Source organism: Acetobacter okinawensis (genome assembly GCF_002153655.1).
Classification (GTDB): Bacteria; Pseudomonadota; Alphaproteobacteria; order Acetobacterales; family Acetobacteraceae; genus Acetobacter; species Acetobacter okinawensis_A.
Genome location: NZ_JOPJ01000010.1, coordinates 1 through 18,010 on the forward strand (window position 1 = coordinate 1; position 18,010 = coordinate 18,010).

General features: G+C 51.7%; 15 protein-coding genes. 5 read left to right on the forward strand and 10 right to left on the reverse strand.

Annotated features, from left to right (window positions below; genetic code table 11):
- Window positions 1–163 precede the first annotated feature (163 nt).
- Window positions 164–1,054: a LysR family transcriptional regulator gene (locus HK26_RS06680; protein WP_086639070.1), complete on the forward strand. Its 891-nt coding sequence runs from the start codon at window positions 164–166 to the stop codon at window positions 1,052–1,054.
- Between the two features lie 111 nt (window positions 1,055–1,165).
- Here HK26_RS06680 and HK26_RS06685 read toward each other — a convergent pair whose 3' ends face one another.
- The 5 genes from HK26_RS06685 to HK26_RS06705 all read right to left on the reverse strand — a co-directional run bounded on the left by HK26_RS06685 (window position 1,166) and on the right by HK26_RS06705 (window position 7,553).
- Entirely contained in the window at window positions 1,166–3,550 is a 2,385-nt protein-coding gene (locus HK26_RS06685; RefSeq protein ID WP_257640897.1) for a TonB-dependent siderophore receptor, read from the reverse strand.
- Between the two features lie 507 nt (window positions 3,551–4,057).
- Entirely contained in the window at window positions 4,058–4,288 is a 231-nt protein-coding gene (locus HK26_RS13740) for a transposase (protein ID WP_086639071.1), read from the reverse strand.
- 31 nt (window positions 4,289–4,319) lie between these two features.
- Window positions 4,320–5,348, reverse strand: coding sequence for a methionine synthase (locus HK26_RS06695; protein ID WP_086639072.1), 1,029 nt, complete (start codon window positions 5,346–5,348; stop codon window positions 4,320–4,322).
- Window positions 5,349–5,375: 27 nt separating this feature from the next.
- Window positions 5,376–6,359, reverse strand: coding sequence for a DUF1852 domain-containing protein (locus tag HK26_RS06700; RefSeq protein WP_086639073.1), 984 nt, complete (start codon window positions 6,357–6,359; stop codon window positions 5,376–5,378).
- A gap of 297 nt (window positions 6,360–6,656) precedes the next feature.
- A complete protein-coding gene (locus tag HK26_RS06705; protein WP_086639074.1) occupies window positions 6,657–7,553 on the reverse strand; it encodes a LysR family transcriptional regulator ArgP in 897 nt (298 codons plus the stop codon).
- Between the two features lie 75 nt (window positions 7,554–7,628).
- On the opposite strand from HK26_RS06705, the gene HK26_RS06710 reads away from it, so the two are divergent.
- Together HK26_RS06710 and HK26_RS06715 are read left to right on the forward strand one after the other, a co-directional pair.
- Complete coding sequence (locus tag HK26_RS06710; protein ID WP_374188225.1) at window positions 7,629–8,267, forward strand: LysE/ArgO family amino acid transporter; 639 nt, start codon at window positions 7,629–7,631, stop codon at window positions 8,265–8,267.
- Window positions 8,268–8,275: 8 nt separating this feature from the next.
- On the forward strand, window positions 8,276–8,596 hold the full coding sequence (locus HK26_RS06715) for a DMT family transporter (RefSeq protein WP_086639076.1): 321 nt from the start codon (window positions 8,276–8,278) through the stop codon (window positions 8,594–8,596).
- A gap of 33 nt (window positions 8,597–8,629) precedes the next feature.
- Here the strand turns inward: HK26_RS06715 and HK26_RS06720 are convergent, their stop codons facing one another.
- The 3 genes from HK26_RS06720 to HK26_RS06730 form a co-directional block, all read right to left on the reverse strand.
- Window positions 8,630–9,595 (reverse strand): GlxA family transcriptional regulator, encoded by a 966-nt coding sequence (locus tag HK26_RS06720; RefSeq protein WP_086639077.1) that lies wholly within the window; start codon window positions 9,593–9,595, stop codon window positions 8,630–8,632.
- A gap of 11 nt (window positions 9,596–9,606) precedes the next feature.
- The gene (locus tag HK26_RS06725; RefSeq protein ID WP_086639078.1) at window positions 9,607–11,118 is read right to left on the reverse strand and encodes an acetyl-CoA hydrolase/transferase family protein; all 1,512 of its coding nucleotides are present in this window, start codon (window positions 11,116–11,118) and stop codon (window positions 9,607–9,609) included.
- A 208-nt stretch (window positions 11,119–11,326) separates the two neighbouring features.
- Entirely contained in the window at window positions 11,327–12,751 is a 1,425-nt protein-coding gene (locus HK26_RS06730; protein ID WP_475638869.1) for an aminotransferase class I/II-fold pyridoxal phosphate-dependent enzyme, read from the reverse strand.
- A gap of 138 nt (window positions 12,752–12,889) precedes the next feature.
- Here HK26_RS06730 and HK26_RS06735 point away from each other — a divergent pair, with 138 nt between their 5' ends.
- Both HK26_RS06735 and HK26_RS06740 read left to right on the forward strand, forming a co-directional pair.
- Window positions 12,890–13,750, forward strand: a complete 861-nt coding sequence (locus HK26_RS06735; protein ID WP_086639080.1) for a DMT family transporter — start codon at window positions 12,890–12,892, stop codon at window positions 13,748–13,750.
- Window positions 13,751–13,960: 210 nt separating this feature from the next.
- Window positions 13,961–14,878, forward strand: a complete 918-nt coding sequence (locus tag HK26_RS06740) for a dihydrodipicolinate synthase family protein (protein ID WP_086639081.1) — start codon at window positions 13,961–13,963, stop codon at window positions 14,876–14,878.
- 56 nt (window positions 14,879–14,934) lie between these two features.
- Here the strand turns inward: HK26_RS06740 and HK26_RS06745 are convergent, their stop codons facing one another.
- Entirely contained in the window at window positions 14,935–17,037 is a 2,103-nt protein-coding gene (locus HK26_RS06745) for a S46 family peptidase (RefSeq protein WP_086639082.1), read from the reverse strand.
- A gap of 163 nt (window positions 17,038–17,200) precedes the next feature.
- Window positions 17,201–17,821, reverse strand: a complete 621-nt coding sequence (locus tag HK26_RS06750; protein WP_086639083.1) for a DUF1826 domain-containing protein — start codon at window positions 17,819–17,821, stop codon at window positions 17,201–17,203.
- Window positions 17,822–18,010 lie beyond the last annotated feature (189 nt).

Sequence of the window (18,010 nt, forward strand, 5' to 3'; positions counted from 1 at the left end):
ATTCATGTCCGCAATCCACATCGCAGCAAGCGTCATCTTCTACCTCAAAGAATGAGTCCTGAGCCTAGCGTGAAGAAGTTTGACTGCTTCCGCCTGTGTCAGGTTTTCTGCATATTATAATTTTAGTTATTATATTAATCTTATGGCTTGTTTGGAGTGGAATATGGGTTTTCTGGAACGCAGCCATCTGAAAATTATTCAGGAAGTGGCCAGAGAAGGTTCTTTAACCGCCGCGAGCGTGCGCCTTAATCTGACCCAGCCAGCACTCAGTCATGCTATCCGCAAGATAGAAACCCAGTTCGAAGTTAAAATATGGCGGCGGGAGGGACGCTCTCTTGTGCTCACTCAAGCCGGAGAATGGCTGCTAGGGCTGGCTAACCGCCTTCTTCCTCAATTTGAATTGGCGGAAAAACGTCTTCAGCAGTTTAGTAATGGCGAACGCGGCACACTCCGTATCGGCATGGAATGTCACCCTTGTTATCAATGGCTTCTCAAGGTCGTCTCTCCATATTTGGAGCGATGGCCTAAGGTTGATGTGGACGTGCGACAGAAGTTCCAATTTGGTGGAATTGGTGCATTACTCAGTAATGAGATTGATCTTCTCGTCACCCCAGATCCTCTTTACAAGTCCGGTCTGAAGTTCACTCCGGTTTTTGATTATGAACTTGTTCTGGCTGTTGGCCCCGAACACCCTTTGCACAAACAAAATTTCATCTTGCCAGAACATCTTGCAGACGAAACCTTGATTACATACCCTGTTCCATCAGAACGTCTTGATATTTATACGCAATTTTTACAACCAGCCGGAATTGCCCCACGGCAGCAGAAGCAGATCGAAACAACAGATATCATGCTGGTCATGGTTGCACATGGTCGGGGCGTGGCCGCACTCCCGCGCTGGCTTGTTACAGAATATGCCACTCGCTTTGAACTTTATCCTGTCAAATTAGGCAAGAAAGGCATCGCGAAACAGATCTTCCTTGGTCATAGAGAAACTGATGAGGATATTCACTACCTGCGAGATTTTATAGAATTTGCAGCTTCGGCTCCCTGAGCCTGTTTAATCAATAACGGAGTAATCCTGTTTTCCTAAGTAACCCTAAGAAGCCTCAGCATTACAGAAAAACAAAAGCAGGAAAGCTCGTTCTCCTGCTTTTGTAAAAAATCAATAATGGCCGCGCAGAGTAAAGCTGAACGTACGGGGTTCTCCGTAAATCATGCCATCATAAAACCCTTCCTGTCTTACATAGGTCCGATCAGTCAGGTTTGTGATATTCCCTGCAATATCGAGCCAGTTAGCCACCCGGTATCGAGCCATAATATTGATAAGCGTGTACCCTTTAACCCGGAGGTTGGAGGCATCATACTTACCGTTACCAAGAGGTCGTCCCGGATTGGTGGACCATTCCGTGCTGGATTGACTGGATATACCCCCACCAATGGTCAGGTGCCGCAACTTACCGGGGAACGTGTAACTTGTTGTAAAACGGACCAGATGATGTGGGTCCTGACGGTAACTCAAACCTTTTTCGTAAAGATAGCTATAACCGAAGAAGACATTCCAACCTGGCAGCAACTCACCCGAGGCATCAAAGTCGATACCTTCTGTTTTTACACCGTCGACTGAATCGTAAATAGCTTCCCCTGTGCTGGCATTTGTCGCCCCCGTTGCCTGAGCCACATTGCTTTGTCTATTGAGATAGAAAGCCAGAGAAGTGTTTAACCGCTTTTTGAAAAACTCTCCCTTCAACCCTGTTTCATAACTTTTACCCATAACAGGATTTAGGGGTTTGTTATCAACATCCCGCAGATTGGATTGCGGCGTATAAATGTTTGTGTAACTTCCATAAATCGACATGGTTTTGGTAAAGTCATAGACCATACCGGCATAAGGCGTCAGAACAGCATTCTGCTGACCCGTGCTGGAAGAGCCCGAATATTGGTTCGCTTTATTATAGGTGCCCGTATAAGCCTGATAACTGCTCATACGCCCCCCCAGAATGAGAGACAGACCTTTAGCCAACACAAAATGCCCAGACGCATATGCACCATAATTGCGTGTGACATCGACTTCACGCGCATGGGTACGATACGTTGTAAAATTGGGGTAAGACCCGTCCCACGTCTGCCAATTCGCAATAGGTAGCCCGGTTGCACGATACTGGCACCCTGAATACGGGCTAACCCCTGCAATAGAACAGTTCCCCAATGCTTTGCTAAAGGTATACTGGGTCAACTCATCATTATAACCGTTAAACCCAAAAACCAACTGATGCTCGTGGCCCAGAAAATGGACTGGCCCAGAAACATGAACATCAGCATTGTCACGCGCATCTTCATATTCGGCATGCAGGGCGTTCAGATATGCACCTGTTCCATCCTGATTCCAAAAACCACCATAACTGCCGCGTGAAGCATTGTTGACTTTTGCAACCCCAAGATTGTTGTAGGAACTCCCCTGAGTGCGCATATAACCAACCTTCAGGTGCCAGCCAGCGGAGAAATCATGGTCATAGTTAATAAATGCCGTGTACTGGTCGCGAACCGCCTTGCTCCAGTCGGCTGCTGGGTTGGTGCTGCGCGGCAGGTTTGTTGCCGTTCCATCCGCATACCAAATCGGGACGTTTGACCCCCAAGAGGCACCATCATTCTGGGTTCTTTCATATTGGAAACCAAAATTGAGGGTATCACGCGCAGAGATATCTGCTGTAAAATTTGCCAACGCACCAATGCGATTGACATGCTCGCGCACCCGAAACGTATCCGTGTCATCCCATGAAAAAACATAACGGCTGCGAATGGTGCCTGAATGATTCAAGGGCGTATTCAGGTCCGCCATAACCCGATGTTCATTCCAGTTTCCCAGCCTTAAAAGGCCATTGGCTGCGAATTCACGCTGTGGTGCCTTGCGCTGCATATAAATGGTCGCAGACGGATCTCCCGTCCCGCCCAGCAGACCATTTGCTCCGCGAACAATCTGCACGTTATCATACAGATCCATGTTCATGGATGACCCAACACCGCCAAAGCTGGTGGAGGCATCAATCTGCATTCCATCTATTTTGTAGTTGGTAATGTCAAAACCGCGTGCGCGATATGTTGTTCTACCAGCATTATCATTCGCATACGATGTTACACCGGGCGTGGTGTTCAAAACATCATCAAGGGTATTGATCTGCTGATCATCCATAACCTGCCGGGTTATGACTGTTACAGTTTGCGGCGTTTCTCGCAGGCTTAACGGTAAACCGGTGGAAGCGCTGGTTTCGGACGCAGTATAACTTCCACGGTCCCATCTACGGGCTTTAACCAGAATATGTTCATCGGTCTTGGATGCAACGTTGACGATGGTATTCTGGTTCTTATCCGTTTTGACCGCAGAGTCTTTACGATCATCCGCTTTTTTTTCCACCACCTCATCAGAAGCAGTTTTATTATTCTTATTATATGCTGTATCCGCAGCCTCTGCAGAAAAAACTCCTCCTAAGGAGAGGAATGTCGAGGCTAACAGAGCAGTTACGCGAAGAGGTGTTACGGGACGGAGTGTCACATCAAAATCCTACCATAGAGGTTAATGCGAATCATTCTCATAGTCATCGCATCTAGCAGATTGCATCGCGCCCCTAAAGCAACAATAAATTACATTTTATCCATTTTTTATAATGATCCGCAGGATTGATGATTGTTTTATATAAGCTCAGGATTCATTCCTTGAGATAGAAGATGCAACTCGCTGCAGGGTGGATTGCGGACATGCGCGTATGAGCGCAGCGATCGTATCTGGTCGCAGCACATCTGCGCCTTTGAAGTCACTGACCTGACCTTGCTGTCAGATGCAGGAGAACAGGCTTGCCCTGACCATCGTACATGGCAGGGGGTTTGGGGGGGGGCAGACCGCCTTTTGTTCGCCCGATATGGTGGGGAAAAGCCCCTTTTAAAGCGGGGATGCCAATGTCCGGTGGGCTTTGAGGTGCGTCGCATCAATCATCAGGCGCTTCGAGCGGCCAGATTGTTTTGTTAGGGCGACGCATATCCAGTCCAAGGCACCAGGGCGGCTCTACTGAATGAAGTAATTATATAAAGCCTTGTGAGAACCACACGCTTGCGGAGCGTTTTTCCACTGGGGGCCGTTGCGGAACACATAAACGACCCTGCGCAAAACACAGCGGTCATCCACGCGTGGCTCACCGTGTGCCAGAGGATAAAATGGCTCAATTCGCTCCATCTGGTGTTCAGGCAGCAAAAATACATCACTCACAGTCTCACCTCCATCGGTGAGACTGTGCATGACAACTGCTCGCTCAGTTCAATAAATGATCCTAGGCGGAGAGCTCTTTGCGAATAATGTCTGCTCCAGCGCTTAAGGCATTGAGTTTACCTCTGGCAATCTGCCGGGGCAGGGGAGCCATGCCGCAGTTGGTGCAGGGGTAAAGATTTTTCGCATCCACAAACTGCAAAGCTTTGCGTAAAGTATTGGCAACGTTTTCTGGCGTCTCAATAGTATGAGTTGCCACATCAATTGCACCGACCATAACTTTTTTGCCACGGATGAGTTCGATAAGGTCCATTGGAACCCGGGAGTTCTGGCATTCGAGAGAAATCAGGTCGATGTTAGATTTTTGCAGTTTGGGAAAAATTTCTTCATATTGGCGCCATTCTGACCCCAGAGTATTTTTCCAGTCAATATTAGCTTTAATGCCATAACCATAGCAGATATGGACTGCCGTTTCGCATTTTAGACCTTCAAGTGCTTTCTCCAGAGTGGCGATGCCCCAGTCATTCACTTCATCAAAGAAAACATTAAAGGCGGGTTCATCAAACTGGATAATATCAACCCCCGCGGCTTCTAGTTCTTTAGCTTCGATGTTGAGGATTTTGGCAAATTCCCATGCCAGTTTTTCACGGCTTTTGTAATGACCATCATGGAGTGTATCAATCATGGTCATGGGGCCGGGCAATGCCCACTTGATAGGTTTTTTTGTTAAGGTGCGTAAGAATTTTGCATCTTCAACAAAAACAGATTTTTCGCGTGTGACGGCACCAACAACGGACGGCACACTGGCATTGTAGCGATTGCGAATTTTAACCGTCTGACGGTTTTCAAAATCAACGCCGCCGAGATGTTCAATAAAGGTTGTTACAAAGTGCTGGCGTGTCTGCTCGCCATCGCTGACAATATCAATGCCAGCACGATCCTGGTCATCCAGCGTCAGGCGCAGTGCGTCCTGCTTGCCTTCGCGTAGTTCCTCCCCCTGTAGTTTCCAGGGCGACCAGAGTGTCTCGGGTTGAGCGAGCCAGGACGGTTTTGGCAAGCTGCCGGCTGTTGCGGTTGGGAGCAATGTTGTCATCGGATACGGCCTTAGGTTTTGGTTTCATTAAGCAGAATAATTGGCAGACCACTGCTCAAGCCTGTCATGGTAGGGCCTGATAAAGCTTTCTTCTGTGTATTTTCCCTGAGCAATGGCCAGTTGGCTACGTTCTTCTCGGTCATAAACAATACGAGTCAGCGAGTAGTCCTGATGGCTTAAGCTGGGATGGTAGTCTTTAGGGGCTGACGAATTGGCATTATAAATTTCGGGGCGATAAACTTTTTGAAAAACTTCCATCGTGCTGATGGTGCTGATGAGCTCGAGAGTAGAGTAATCAGCAAGAAGATCCCCAAAAAAATAGAATGCCAGAGGTGCTACGCTATTGGGCGGCATAAAATAGCGCACTTTCATGCCCATTTTTGCGAAATACTGATCAGTCAATGAAAGTTCATTTTGTTGATATTCAACACCAAGAACCGGGTGCTGGTTATCTGTCCGATGATAGGTTTTATTGGTGGAAACACTCAGACAAATGACCGGAAGCTTATGAAAGTTCTTTTGATAAACTGGAGAGTGAATAAGGGATTTGAAGAGTTTTCCATGTAAATCTCCAAAATTATGGGGGATATTAAAAACGGTCTTATCTTTGTTATAATTTAAAAGTAATACGCTAAAATCATAGTCTCGGACGTAAGAAGAAAAGTTATTTCCTGCCAGACCAGAAATACGTTTTTCATATTTGTTGTCTATGATTGTCGTATTCAGGATTTCGATAAGTGGGAAAGTGTCGTTCTTGCCCTCAACGTCGATATTCATATCAAAGGAAATAATTTCCACTTCGATTGAATAGCGACTGCCTTGGGGATTATCCCAATGGGCCAGATCATTAAAACGGTTGTTAATCATCCGGATGACGTTGCGCAGGTTTTCCTGACGGTTTTCACCCCTTGCCAGATTGGCAAAGTTGGTTGTGAGGCGCGTGTTGTCTGATGGGTGGTAGTGTTCATCAAACACAATTCGTTTAATATTGAAGGATGATGGATGTATCATTGTTAAATTTTGTCCTTCATTATTATTAAAATCAGATATTTTGAACAAAGATACAAAAAAGTTTAAGTTTTCTCTGATTTTAACTTTTGTATTTGTTGGTCAGTTTCACTCTCAAGCACGTTGATGATGTTATGCCTGAATGATTCGTTGAATAAAAATGATTTGATTTCATTTATCCATAAATATGATTCATGGATTGGAGGCGTCATGGAAAGTTGCATGGCCATAGCCGCCAGCCTGTGTAAGGCTGCAACAGAAAGAAAAAGATCAATGAATATAAGATTGTTTTGGGAAATTTCAGTCTGACGTAAAATCAGGGCAGTGCAGTTTTTTCAAGTGTTGTGTTAATTTTCCCAAAAGCTCGCTCTTGAGCCTCGGAATAATCCAGTAAAGAGCCACATCAATAGCATGTTGTGGTTGAAGCTCTACAAGATTGCCTGTTGCAAGGTGGTCTTGTGCCAGAGGGAGCGGTTGCAGGCCCCACCCAAGGCCAGCCAGTGCAAAATCCATAAACCCTTGGGGGGAGGGGATGTAATGCACGTGTAATGGCAGGGGCATGTGATGTACGTCTTGCAGCCAGCGTGTTTGCAGTTTGTCGCGTTTTTCAAAGCACATGCATGGTGCTGTTGCAAATGCAGCACGCGTGAATCCGTTGGAAAAGTGACGTTGTATAAAATCGGGACTAGCACAGGCAACATAGCGCAACACACCCAGATGGGTTGTGTGGCAGCCGGGTACCGGAGTGGCATCTGCCGTAACGGCGGCCATAACATCGCCCGAACGCAGCCGATCTGCCGTATGTGCTTCATCTTCAACAAGAAGGTCGAGAAAGACATGTGTCTCTTTTGCAAAGTCGGCTATGGCTTTGGGGAACCATGTTGCCAGACTATCCGCGTTTACTGCGATTTTGAGGGGTGGAGAGCGGGAGATTGCCAGAGCCTCTTGCCCGCAAAGCTCGGGAATTTCGGCCTCAAGCAGGCGCACCTTGTCAATATGCGCGCAAAGCGCTTTGCCCAGAGCGGTGGGCTGGCAAGGTTGACCTCTGACGATCAGGAGTGCCCCTAATCTTTCCTCGTATCCGCGGACGCGTTGTGAAATTGCTGAGGGGGTGAGGCCAAGAGCGTGAGCGGCTCCTTCAAAAGACCCTTCACGCACAACGGCACTGACAGCATTCAAGGCGGCGTAATCCAGCATGATTAAGGATTGCTTCATATCATTTAGAAAAACAAGTTTTTCTTATATCGCAAACACGACTACCTAGACGTGATGATGTCTTTTCTACTCCCATTTTGTTCTGGTTTTGCTCTGTCTGCATCTTTGATCGTAGCCATTGGCGCACAAAATCTGTTCGTGCTCCGTCAGGGACTAAGGCAGGAGCATGTTGGTATGATTGTTCTGTTCTGTGGTTTTTCAGATGCCGTGCTGATCATTGCTGGCGTGAGCGGAATGGGAGCGCTGGTTACAGCCCAACCGATGTTAACAGTGGGGTTTACACTGGCAGGTGCGGCATTTTTGGCATGGTATGGCGCACAGGCGTTACGTCGTGCGGTCCAACATGACAGCATGTCTGTAGAGGTGGGGCAGAGTGTTTCGTTAAAAAGAGCGATGGCAACTGTTGCGGCTTTTACGTGGCTTAATCCTCATGTTTATCTCGATACAGTATTGTTGATGGGGGCTGCGGCCACTGCGCAACCTTCATCAGCAAGGCTCATATTTGCGGCAGGGGCGGCATCAGCCAGCTTTTTGTGGTTTGCTGCTCTGGGGTATGGTGCGCGCTTCTTGCAGCCTGTTTTTGCGCGCCCGCGTGCATGGCAGGTTTTTGACTGTATTATTGGCTGCATCATGTTTGCGCTTGCAGGATTCCTGCTCTGGAGTGGTGCGTTTCATCAATTTCTGCAACAGGAATAGGATATTCCATGCACTGGGTTGCTCTCCTTCTGGCTGGTGTTTTTGAGGTGGTCTGGGCGACAGCCATGAAGCAGTCTGCCGGTTTTTCCAGATTATGGCCTTCCGTGCTCTGCATTGCCGGAATGCTGATCAGCATTGGCCTGTTGTCTGCTGCCATGCGGTCTTTGCCGCTTGGAACAGCCTATACGGTCTGGACCGGGGTGGGGGCTGTTGGGGCTTTTGTCGCTGGGATCGTGTTTTTTGGTGAGGAGGCTACGGCAATACGCTTTGTGGCGGCAGTGCTTATAGTGTCCGGCCTTGTTTTGATGAAAATAGGTGATCAGGCATAAATGGCTGTGTTCTGTATTCCCATGTTTGGCAGATCAGTGCCGTTGGCCAAAACGCTTTCTGTACTCAGCAGGTGTTACGCCAAGATGACGTTGGAAGACACGGCGCAGAACCCTGACAGACCCAAAACCTGCCTCGGCCGCCACAACTTTTGGGGGTTTGCGTCCCTCTTCAAGTAGGCTACGGGCAATGGCAAGGCGTGTCTGCTCCACCCATCGGGCGGGAGATAAGCCGGTTTCCTGCGCAAAGAGCCGTGATAGCTGGCGGCGTTCCAATGCGACCATACGGGCCATGGCCTCCACACTGTATTCAGCATCAGGTTGCTGGATGATCTGACGTTGCAGAGACTGTAAGGCAGACCGCCCGGCAGGGGAGAGTTCCCGCTGGCGGCTGTACTGCAATTGACCACCCGGTCGTTTGTAAAAAAGGACGAGCTGCCGGGCAACATCGCGGGCAATTTGTTCCCCCATGTCTTCCCGCACCAAAGAGAGCGCCAGATCCAGACCGGAGGACACACCGGCCGCAGTGCGGAGCGGGCCTTCCTCCCTTACAATAGCGTTTGCATCCACGCTCACAGCGGGGAAGCGCTGGCGAACACAGTCCACATCCGCCCAGTGCGTAGCAATGGTGTGGCCATCCAGCAGGCCAGTTTGTGCAAGCGGAAAAACACCTCCACAAATTGACCCAAAACGGCGGGCTTTTGGGGCTTCCTGAAGCAACCATCTGGTCAAAACCGGATCAGAGGCTCTGTTTGCAGCATCGGGAGCACCTGCGACCAGCAAAGTATCAATGCATGTGTTATGCATATCCTCCAGCAGCAGGTCGGCCCGTAGATTAAAACCACAAGAACTGCGGATGTCCCGCTTTGTGGCCATGATGACAGAGCGGTAAAGCGGGCGACCATAAAAGGTATTGGCTTCCGCAAATACATCGGCTGGCCCGGCTATATCCATCAACTGGACGCCATCACTAACCATAAAGACAATCAGAAGTTCGGTCATCCGGTTCCTGCTCAACCAGCCATGCTGCCGGTTTCCATATAACGCTGGTGCCAGGCAAGGGCAGTGGGCAGATGATGTGGAATATGCTGGCCAAAGCTATGCTGGCGGGCCTGCTCCAAATACTCCTGCAATGGGGCTTTAAAGTCAGGATGTGCGCATTTGGCAATAATTGCGCGCGCCCGCTCCACCGGCGCAAGCCCACGCAAATCAGCAAGTCCTTGCTCAGAAACGATAATCTGCACATCCTGTAAAATATGGTCAGTATGGGGGACCATCGGCACGAATGCTGATATTTTACCCCCTTTGGCCGTGGATGGCGAAACAAAAAGAGACAGGTAAGCATTGCGGGCAAAATCACCCGACCCACCAATGCCGTTCTGGATACGTGAGCCCATAACGCAGGTGGAATTGACGTTGCCATAGATGTCCGCCTCAATCATGCCGTTCATGGCAATAACACCAAGGCGTTTGATCAGTTCGGGACTGTTGCTGATTTCTTGTTGCCGCAAGATGATCTTCTGACGGAAGAAAGCGGCGTTGTCGTTGATGCGCTGTGCAGCCTCCGGGCTGAGGGAAAAAGAGGAGGCCGAGGCAACGGCCATCCGTCCGCTTTCCAGCATGGACAGCATACCATCCTGAATGACTTCACTAAAGCCTGTCAGGTTTTCAAACCGGCTGGTATTCAGCCCCTCCAGCACAGCATTGGCAATGTTCCCGACACCGCTCTGTAACGGCAGGAGAGAGGGGGGAAGACGCCCCTGTTTGACCTCATGCTCGAAAAAATCCATCACATGCCCGGCAATCTGCCGCGCGGTGGCATCCGGTTCAGCAAAAGCTGCGTTACGGTCAGGCTCATCTGTTATGACGACAGCTGCCAGCCGGTCTGGGTCGATGGTCAGTGTGCTGCTGCCAATGCGATCTCCGGGATGTATGAGCGGGATGCTCTGCCCGTACGGTGGCATCCGCACGCCACCCCATATATCGTGAATGCCAGCAAGCTCAGGGTTCTGCCATGTATTGATTTCGATAATAATTTTGTCAGCAATCTGCACCCATGTGGGGGTGTTGCCCACGGATGAACTGAGAATGATCTGCCCGTCAGGCGTTATTGCAACGGCTTCGATAATGGCAACATCAGGCTTGCCGTACTGTCCCTGCCGTGCCTTCTGGGCGACCTGGCCGAGATGTGTGTCGAGGTAGAGCGTGCTGCCGTCATTGATCCGTGCCCGCATTGTGGCATCCCCATTATAAGGGGCGCGAAACGCCACACCGTTCACCTGCGCAAGAGCGCCATCAAGTTGTGGTCCTGTTGACGCGCCGCTCAGCAACCGAACCGTGAATGCCCTACCAGCGTCATGCGCTGTTTTAATGCGCTGGGCCAGAGCTTCTGGCACTGCCTTGGGGTAGCCTGCGCCGGTAAAACCACTTGTGGCAATAATATCGCCATTCCGGATCAATGCAGCGGCGTCTTCGGCCGTCATAATGCGATCAAGGAAGAACGGGTTCTGGATACGGTCTCTCATGGCATGCTCTCATTCGTGTGTTCTGCAAGTCGCTTATGATGAGAGTTGAACAGCACGGACAGCAACGGTCATGATGGTCCGACAAAAAGGTATCATGGACCATATTGGGACATGTCTCTCCACATGCCTGTGATCCGCAGGAAGAATGGGCTGGCTTGTCAGGATTGCCGCGCAAAAACACAATAACCGCATATGAGAGCATCTTCCGTTATGAACAGCTCTCCTCATGGGGGAAGTGGACGTTCCTGCCGCTCAACAGTTTTTCCAGAGAGAGGAAAATTCTTTGATTTTCACATTGCGTCACATTGAAGCGCATGAATGCAGAAGCAGACTGGCTTACACTGAAGACATTGCCGGGGGCATGAATGATTTTATCATGCAGGCTGTTAAGCGCGATCTTTGTGGAATCCTGCCCATCAGGTAATTGGCACCATAAATAGAAACCTCCTTGGGGCACAATCCAGGGGAGTATTCCAAGTGTTTCCAGAGTATGCAGCACTGTTTTGCGGGATTTTTCCAAACGTCGGTGAATTTCCAGCATATGTTTGCGATAATTTCCACCTTCGAGCACATCTGCAATGACTTCAGTAATCATGGGGCTGGGGCCGCCAAAACTGGTCGCTACCTGTAGGTCAATCAGTCCTTCGATCAGCTCTTGCCCGGCGGCAATATAGCCGCATCTTACTGACGCAGAGAGCGCTTTGGAAAAACTGCCAATCCTTATCACATGCTCCAGCCCATCCATGACAGCTAGCCGGGGGGAAGGTACTGTTTCAAAATCTGTAAAAATATCATCTTCAACAATCAGAAGGCCAGAGGCTGCAGCTGTGCTAAGCAGGCGGAAGGCCGTCTGGGGGGAGAGGGTGGCTCCCGTGGGGTTATGTAACACCGAGTTGGTGATGTACAGGCGTGGTTTTTCCTGCTGAACAATGCGTTCAAAAGCTTCGGTATCAGGGCCGGTTGCAGTGTATGGTACCCCTATAATCCGGATACCATGTGCGCGGAGCAGAGCTTGAAAATTGAAGTAACACGGATCGTCTACCAGCACTGTGTCGCCACGCTGCACCAGCAGGCGGCAGATCAGATCAACCGCCTGCGTGCCAGACCCCGTCAGCAGAACCTGATCGGGGCTGATGGCAAGACCTTCTGTTGCAAACTGAGATGCCAGAAGGCGGCGCAGGCGCAGCGCTCCTCTGGTGCCACCATATTCCGACAAAATATGACTCTCCCCACGTGTGACAGCCCGCAAGGCTTTGCGCAGGGTCTCATTGGGCATCCATTCTGTGGGGATCCAGCCGCAACCGGGTTTTAGAACGCTCGGATCAGAATCAAGGGATTGGCGTGATACCCAGAACGGATCAACGGCCCGAGCGGCAGGCGTGGAGGCTTCGGCCAGCGAAAGCGGCGGAAGTGCGCGCCCCGTAACATAAAAACCAGACCCCAGACGCGGGGCAATAACACCCTCGGCCGCCAGCCGGTCATAAGCCTGCACCACGGTGGAGGGTGAGGCCTGCATGGTTCTGGCAAACTGCCGGATAGATGGCAGACGATCGCCGGGAACAAGGGAGCGGGTGGCAATGCGCTGCCGGACTGCCTCCATAATGGCGGATGTCCGTGTGGGTGGCTGTTCCAATGCTGGCCCCTATAATTGTGTGGGTCATATGACCCATACAGTTTTTTAGAACTGTATCAGATTGTAGCTGGTCCGGGCAATTTCACATCCATACATTCAGGCGCACCAGACATCCCACATTATCAAGGACCCCTGTGTATGAAACGGACAACAGAAGGATGGGGCAGTGGTCTGCTGGGGGTTATCATCTTCAGCGGCTCTCTTCCCGCTACGCGCGTTGCAGTCATGGATTTTTCGCCTGTTTTTCTGACCTGCGCGCGTGCTGTCATCGCGGCGCTGTTGGGGAGTGTTTTTTTGTTCGTACTCCGTCAGCCCCGGCCCCAACGGAGGGATATTGTTCCGCTCAGCCTTGTTGCCGCTGGTGGTGTCGTCGGTTTTCCGCTGCTGTCAGCGCTGGCTTTGCAGCATATTACCGCGGCCTACTCCATTGTGTTTATAGGTTTGCTGCCGTTGGCCACGGCAATTTTTGGCGTGCTGCGTGGGGGAGAGCAGCCCAAGCCCGCCTTCTGGTTATTCTCCACCATTGGTGCTGCTGCTGTGGCCGGGTTTGCACTCTACGGCAGTCAGGCAGGTAATTTTACCGGTGATCTTCTTATGGTTGCGGCCATTCTTGTCTGCGGCCTGGCGTATGCGGAAGGGGCAACACTTTCCCGCCGTCTGGGGGGCTGGCAGGTTATCTCATGGTCACTGCTTTTGTCCCTGCCGCTTATGGCGCTCATTGCTCTGGCTTACCTGCCAGCCAGTTGGGGGCACATCCAGCTTTCTTCATGGATTGGCCTTGGTTATGTTTCGGTTTTTAGCATGCTGGTCGGTTTTATATTCTGGTATCAGGGGCTGGCTCTGGGGGGCATTGCCAGTGTTGGGCAGCTTCAGTTGCTGCAACCCTTCTTTGGTTTGCTGCTGGCGGCACTCTTCCTGCATGAGCCGATTGCATGGACCATGCTGGCCTCCACACTTATTGTCGTTCTATGTGTGGCTGGCGCAAAGCGTTTTGCCTGACCCACGCAGTCTTATATTGCCAGTAAATTTATTACGTCATTCATGCGGGTATGAGGGCTTTTGTGACCAGCGCCCGCCTTGGTGGTAAACATCAGGAGCATAGTCGCTGCGGGTAGGGAACAAGCTGCCCATCCGGCTGGCAGCCTGTAATGTTGCGCGTTATCTGCACGCAATGGGTGTTCATGTTCCGTTTGGGAATTGGGGTCTGATATGTCGATTTTTCACGGTCTTTCGGCTTTTCCCATTACGCCTGCCAATGCGGAGGGTGTGGTCGATACAGAGGCGGTCATGCATTTGGCGCGCCATTTGTCGGTGAATGGTGTGGATTCCATTGGTTTGCTGGGTAGCACCGGAACCTATGCTTATCTGAGCAGCACCGAGCGGTGCCGTGTGCTGCGTGCTGCTGTTAAAGCTGTTGGGGGTACTACACCCCTTATTGTGGGCATTGGCGCGCTCCGCACTGACGATGCACAAAACCTTGCGCGCGATGCCGCAGCCGCGGGGGCCGACGGGTTGCTAATGGCTCCTGTGTCCTACACACCGCTGACTCAGGAGGAAGCATTCCAGCATTATGCGGCTGTGGCGGCGGTAACGTCTCTGCCGCTCTGTATCTACAATAATCCGACTACGACCCATTTCTGCTTCGGGCGTGAATTGCTTGCCAGACTGGCAGATGTCCCCAACATTGCCGCCATAAAAATGCCAGCTCCCGCCGAAGGCAAGGTCGCGCAGGAACTGGCGGAGCTACGGGCCAGCCCCATTGGCAAGCTCAGTATTGGCTACAGCGGAGACTGGATTGCGGCGGAAGCCCTGCTGGCTGGGTGCGACGGCTGGTTTAGTGTGTTGGGCGGGTTTTTGCCACAACTGGCCAAGGCCATGGTTACGGCTGCGCGCGCGGGCCATGTGCATGCTGTACGTCAATACCAGCAGGCGCTGCTCCCTGTATGGCAGCTTTTTCGGGAGTTTGGCAGCCTGCGCGTTGCCTATGCCGCCACCAATTTTTTGGGGCTTGCACACGCCCAGCCCCCTCTGCCTCTCCAGCCGCTACCACCACAAGACCAGCAAAGAGTTGTTGAAGCGCTGCGCGCATGCATGGAAGAGTGCGCCAAAAACCATACGCTGCCATGATGGCTGTCTAACTGGCGCAGGGGGGCTTTGGCGCATGCCAACAGGGTAAACGGGGCTTATCGGTGTCCTTTTATCAGCTCTTCAGCCAGTGCCTGTTCGTCATAGACGATGCGTAGTGCGGCGATGATGGCGCTGGTGTCGGTGGAAACAGCACGGTTGGAGGTGATGTCATAATAGAGGTCACCAGCAAGGCTTGGCAGGTTGCCGTCAAAAATCAGCCCTACGGCATGGCCCTCCCGGTTCAGCACTGGTGAGCCGGAGTTGCCGCCGACAATGTCGTTCGTTGAAACAAAGTCCAGATGTGTGGAGAGATCGAGCCTGCTTTTTGCATCCAGCCACCGTTGAGGGAGCTGGAAAGGCGCACTGCCTGTAGCGTGGCGGTACATGCCGGCAAAGTCGGTAAAGGCAGGAATGTTTTTGCCATCCTGCGTCCAGCCGCGCACCGTACCGTAGGACAGACGGGGCGAGAATGTTGCATCCGGGTAAAGTGCATCAAGCCGTCCCTCAGCCTTGGCCTGTGCAAATCGCGCACGGGCAATTGTTCCTTCTGCCTGATGCAGGGGAGCCGATACCTCATCACGCATACGATCGCGCAGGGCGGTCAATGCCGGGTGAAGGCGGCGTGCAAAGGCAATCATCGGGTCTGATGATGCGTGAATGGCTGCATCCCCGCCTTTCCACAGCGCAAGGCGTACGGCGGGGTCTGCCAGCTTTGTCTCACGCACAAGGCGCGCGGCAAGGGTGTCCGGGCTGTCATTACCCAGAGCATCGCGCACCAGTGGGTCATCCGCGCCAAGTATCTGGCGTAGTGTGGTCAGCCCAAGGGCAAGGGATGTGGTTTCCAGCTCTGGGTAGACGGGTGTTTTTGCACCGAGTGCGGCTTCAATCTCGCCCAGTTGTGCGTCATGGTAGCCTGCGTTGCGTTTTGCATCCGGTTTCTGGCGTTCGGCTGCACCGTTCACAAGTGTCATGGCTTCACCGGCAAGCCCATCAAGCGCCATATGCAGGCCAACATTCCGTGCGAACAGTTCGCGCTGCACGGCTATTGCTTTGTCCACCATGGCAAATGGAGTGCCAAACTCCTGCTTGCGGGCAGGGTCGGCATCAATCCATTTCTGGAGTGCGGCATCTTCCTTGGCGCGGCGGGCAACAATGTCGCTCGTGCGCAGTGCGCTTTGTGTGCCGGAATAGGATTTCAGGCTGTTTTGAGTGCTGAAAAGTTCGTCTTCTGCCTGTTTTTCGTGCTCGGCACTTTCACGCGCATATTGCCATAACATACCCTCTCGCACACTCAGCAGGGCAATAACCGTGGGGTTGATCACGTCGCGCTGGAAGGCAAGCGCGGCTGCGGGCAGGCCACGTTCTGTCCGGCCCGGATTGCCGGAGGTAAAAACAAGTTCGTTCTCACGTGGGCCGTTGATATCGAACTGAAGATACGGCGTGTGAACAGGCTTGCCGTTTTCGTAAACACGCAGCATGGAAAGGTCGATATCGTAGCGTGGATAATTGAAGTTATCCGGGTCTCCCCCAAAAAACGCAATTCCCTGCTCTGGCGCCATGACAATGCGCACATCCTGATAACGGCGATAACGGTAAAGTGCGGTTTGTCCTCCATGGTAGAGCGGTACCATATCGCACCGCCAATGAGCGGCATCGCCTTGCAGGCAGTCCTTTGTCAGGCGGCTTTCAATGTCCTGCAGGGCAGCGGAGTATGCCCCGGCGGTTTTCCCTTTTGTCTGCGCGTCAACCTGAGCAGACACATCCGAGATGGAATCCAGCCGGTCCAGTTCCATTCCGGGGCATTGTCGCTCCTCGGCCAGTGATTTTGTATAAAAACCATTGCGAAAATAATCGTGCTGCTTGTCCGATAATGCAGCAAGGCAGGAATTCGCACAGTGGTGGTTGGTCATGACCAGCCCATCGCCGGATACGAACGAGGCAGAGCACCCTTCCGCCAGACGGGCAGATGACTGGATAACATGCTTGATCCAGTCCGGTGTGGGGGTAAAGTGATAGGCAGATTGCATTGCGGCAACGGGAAGGTGGTCAAAGGTCCACATTCCTTCTTCCGCACGAGCACTATACGGCACGACAAGCGCTGTGGTGACAAGAGCCAGAAACGCAGTCCGAAAAGAGCGTTTACCCAAAGAGCGTTCCATGGCGCGTATGTCCTTAAGTGTTATAGTGTAACTTTTCCATCCCATATGTAGCAGCTTTATCTGTCAAAGAAAATGCAGGCTCACACTCAGGGCCCATGCTTGGGGGGCAGGTAACAGAATGCGCAGTCAGGGTGCTCAGAAGATACCCGACAAGGACGCAAACCTACTGCTGGGTCATAGCTGTCGCTTCATGTTCTGCGCCACACAGGCAGGCATCTGCTGTGTCGATTGTCAGGAGCAGTCGCACACGTTGTGCCGCAGGCAGAGACGATAGAGGGGGAGAGCGGTGCAAAATGCCCAGATTTTCGCACCAGTTGGGAAATTTGCGTCCTTTGAGGAAGACAATATCGCCGGGTGCGGCATTATGGACCTGCTCACTACCAGCCGATTTCCATTGCACACCGGGGCCCTGATACGTGCGCAGGAGGCGCAGGGTGACATAATCCACGTGGAATTTACGGCAACTGTCCCCTGTAATGCGCTCCAGCCTTATGCGGAGGGAGGCTTGCCCGGAAATTGAGGCATAAACCTCTGCCAGATTCAGGACATCTGCCAACAGAGGGAGTGTTGCGGCGGCAAAAGCGGGACGCAGGGCGGCGGAAATCATGGGGATTGTGCCGCGTGCTTGTAAAAGGCGTGCCCCGTTTTCAAGATATGTTTGTGATGCAAGGTTTAAGGCGTTGCTTAAAGGGCTTGGGGTAAGAGTGATTGCGCAGTCCGGTTCAAGAATTGTGCGGCTTGCGGAGAGAAGGTGCACTTTTTCCCCGGTCTGGCAGGCTGGCATATCAGGAAGCTCCACGGCTGAAAAAGAGTTATATTATAACGTATCAATTGTGGGGCCGCAACACGCCTGTTCCAAAGGCTTCTGATGCTTTCAAGAACTTGGGGCAGGCAGTCTGAGCATGCTGTTGAGTTGCGTGGTGCGTGGGGTTTATTGATTGTGATGGGGCGCTGACAGGTATAAAAATGGCCA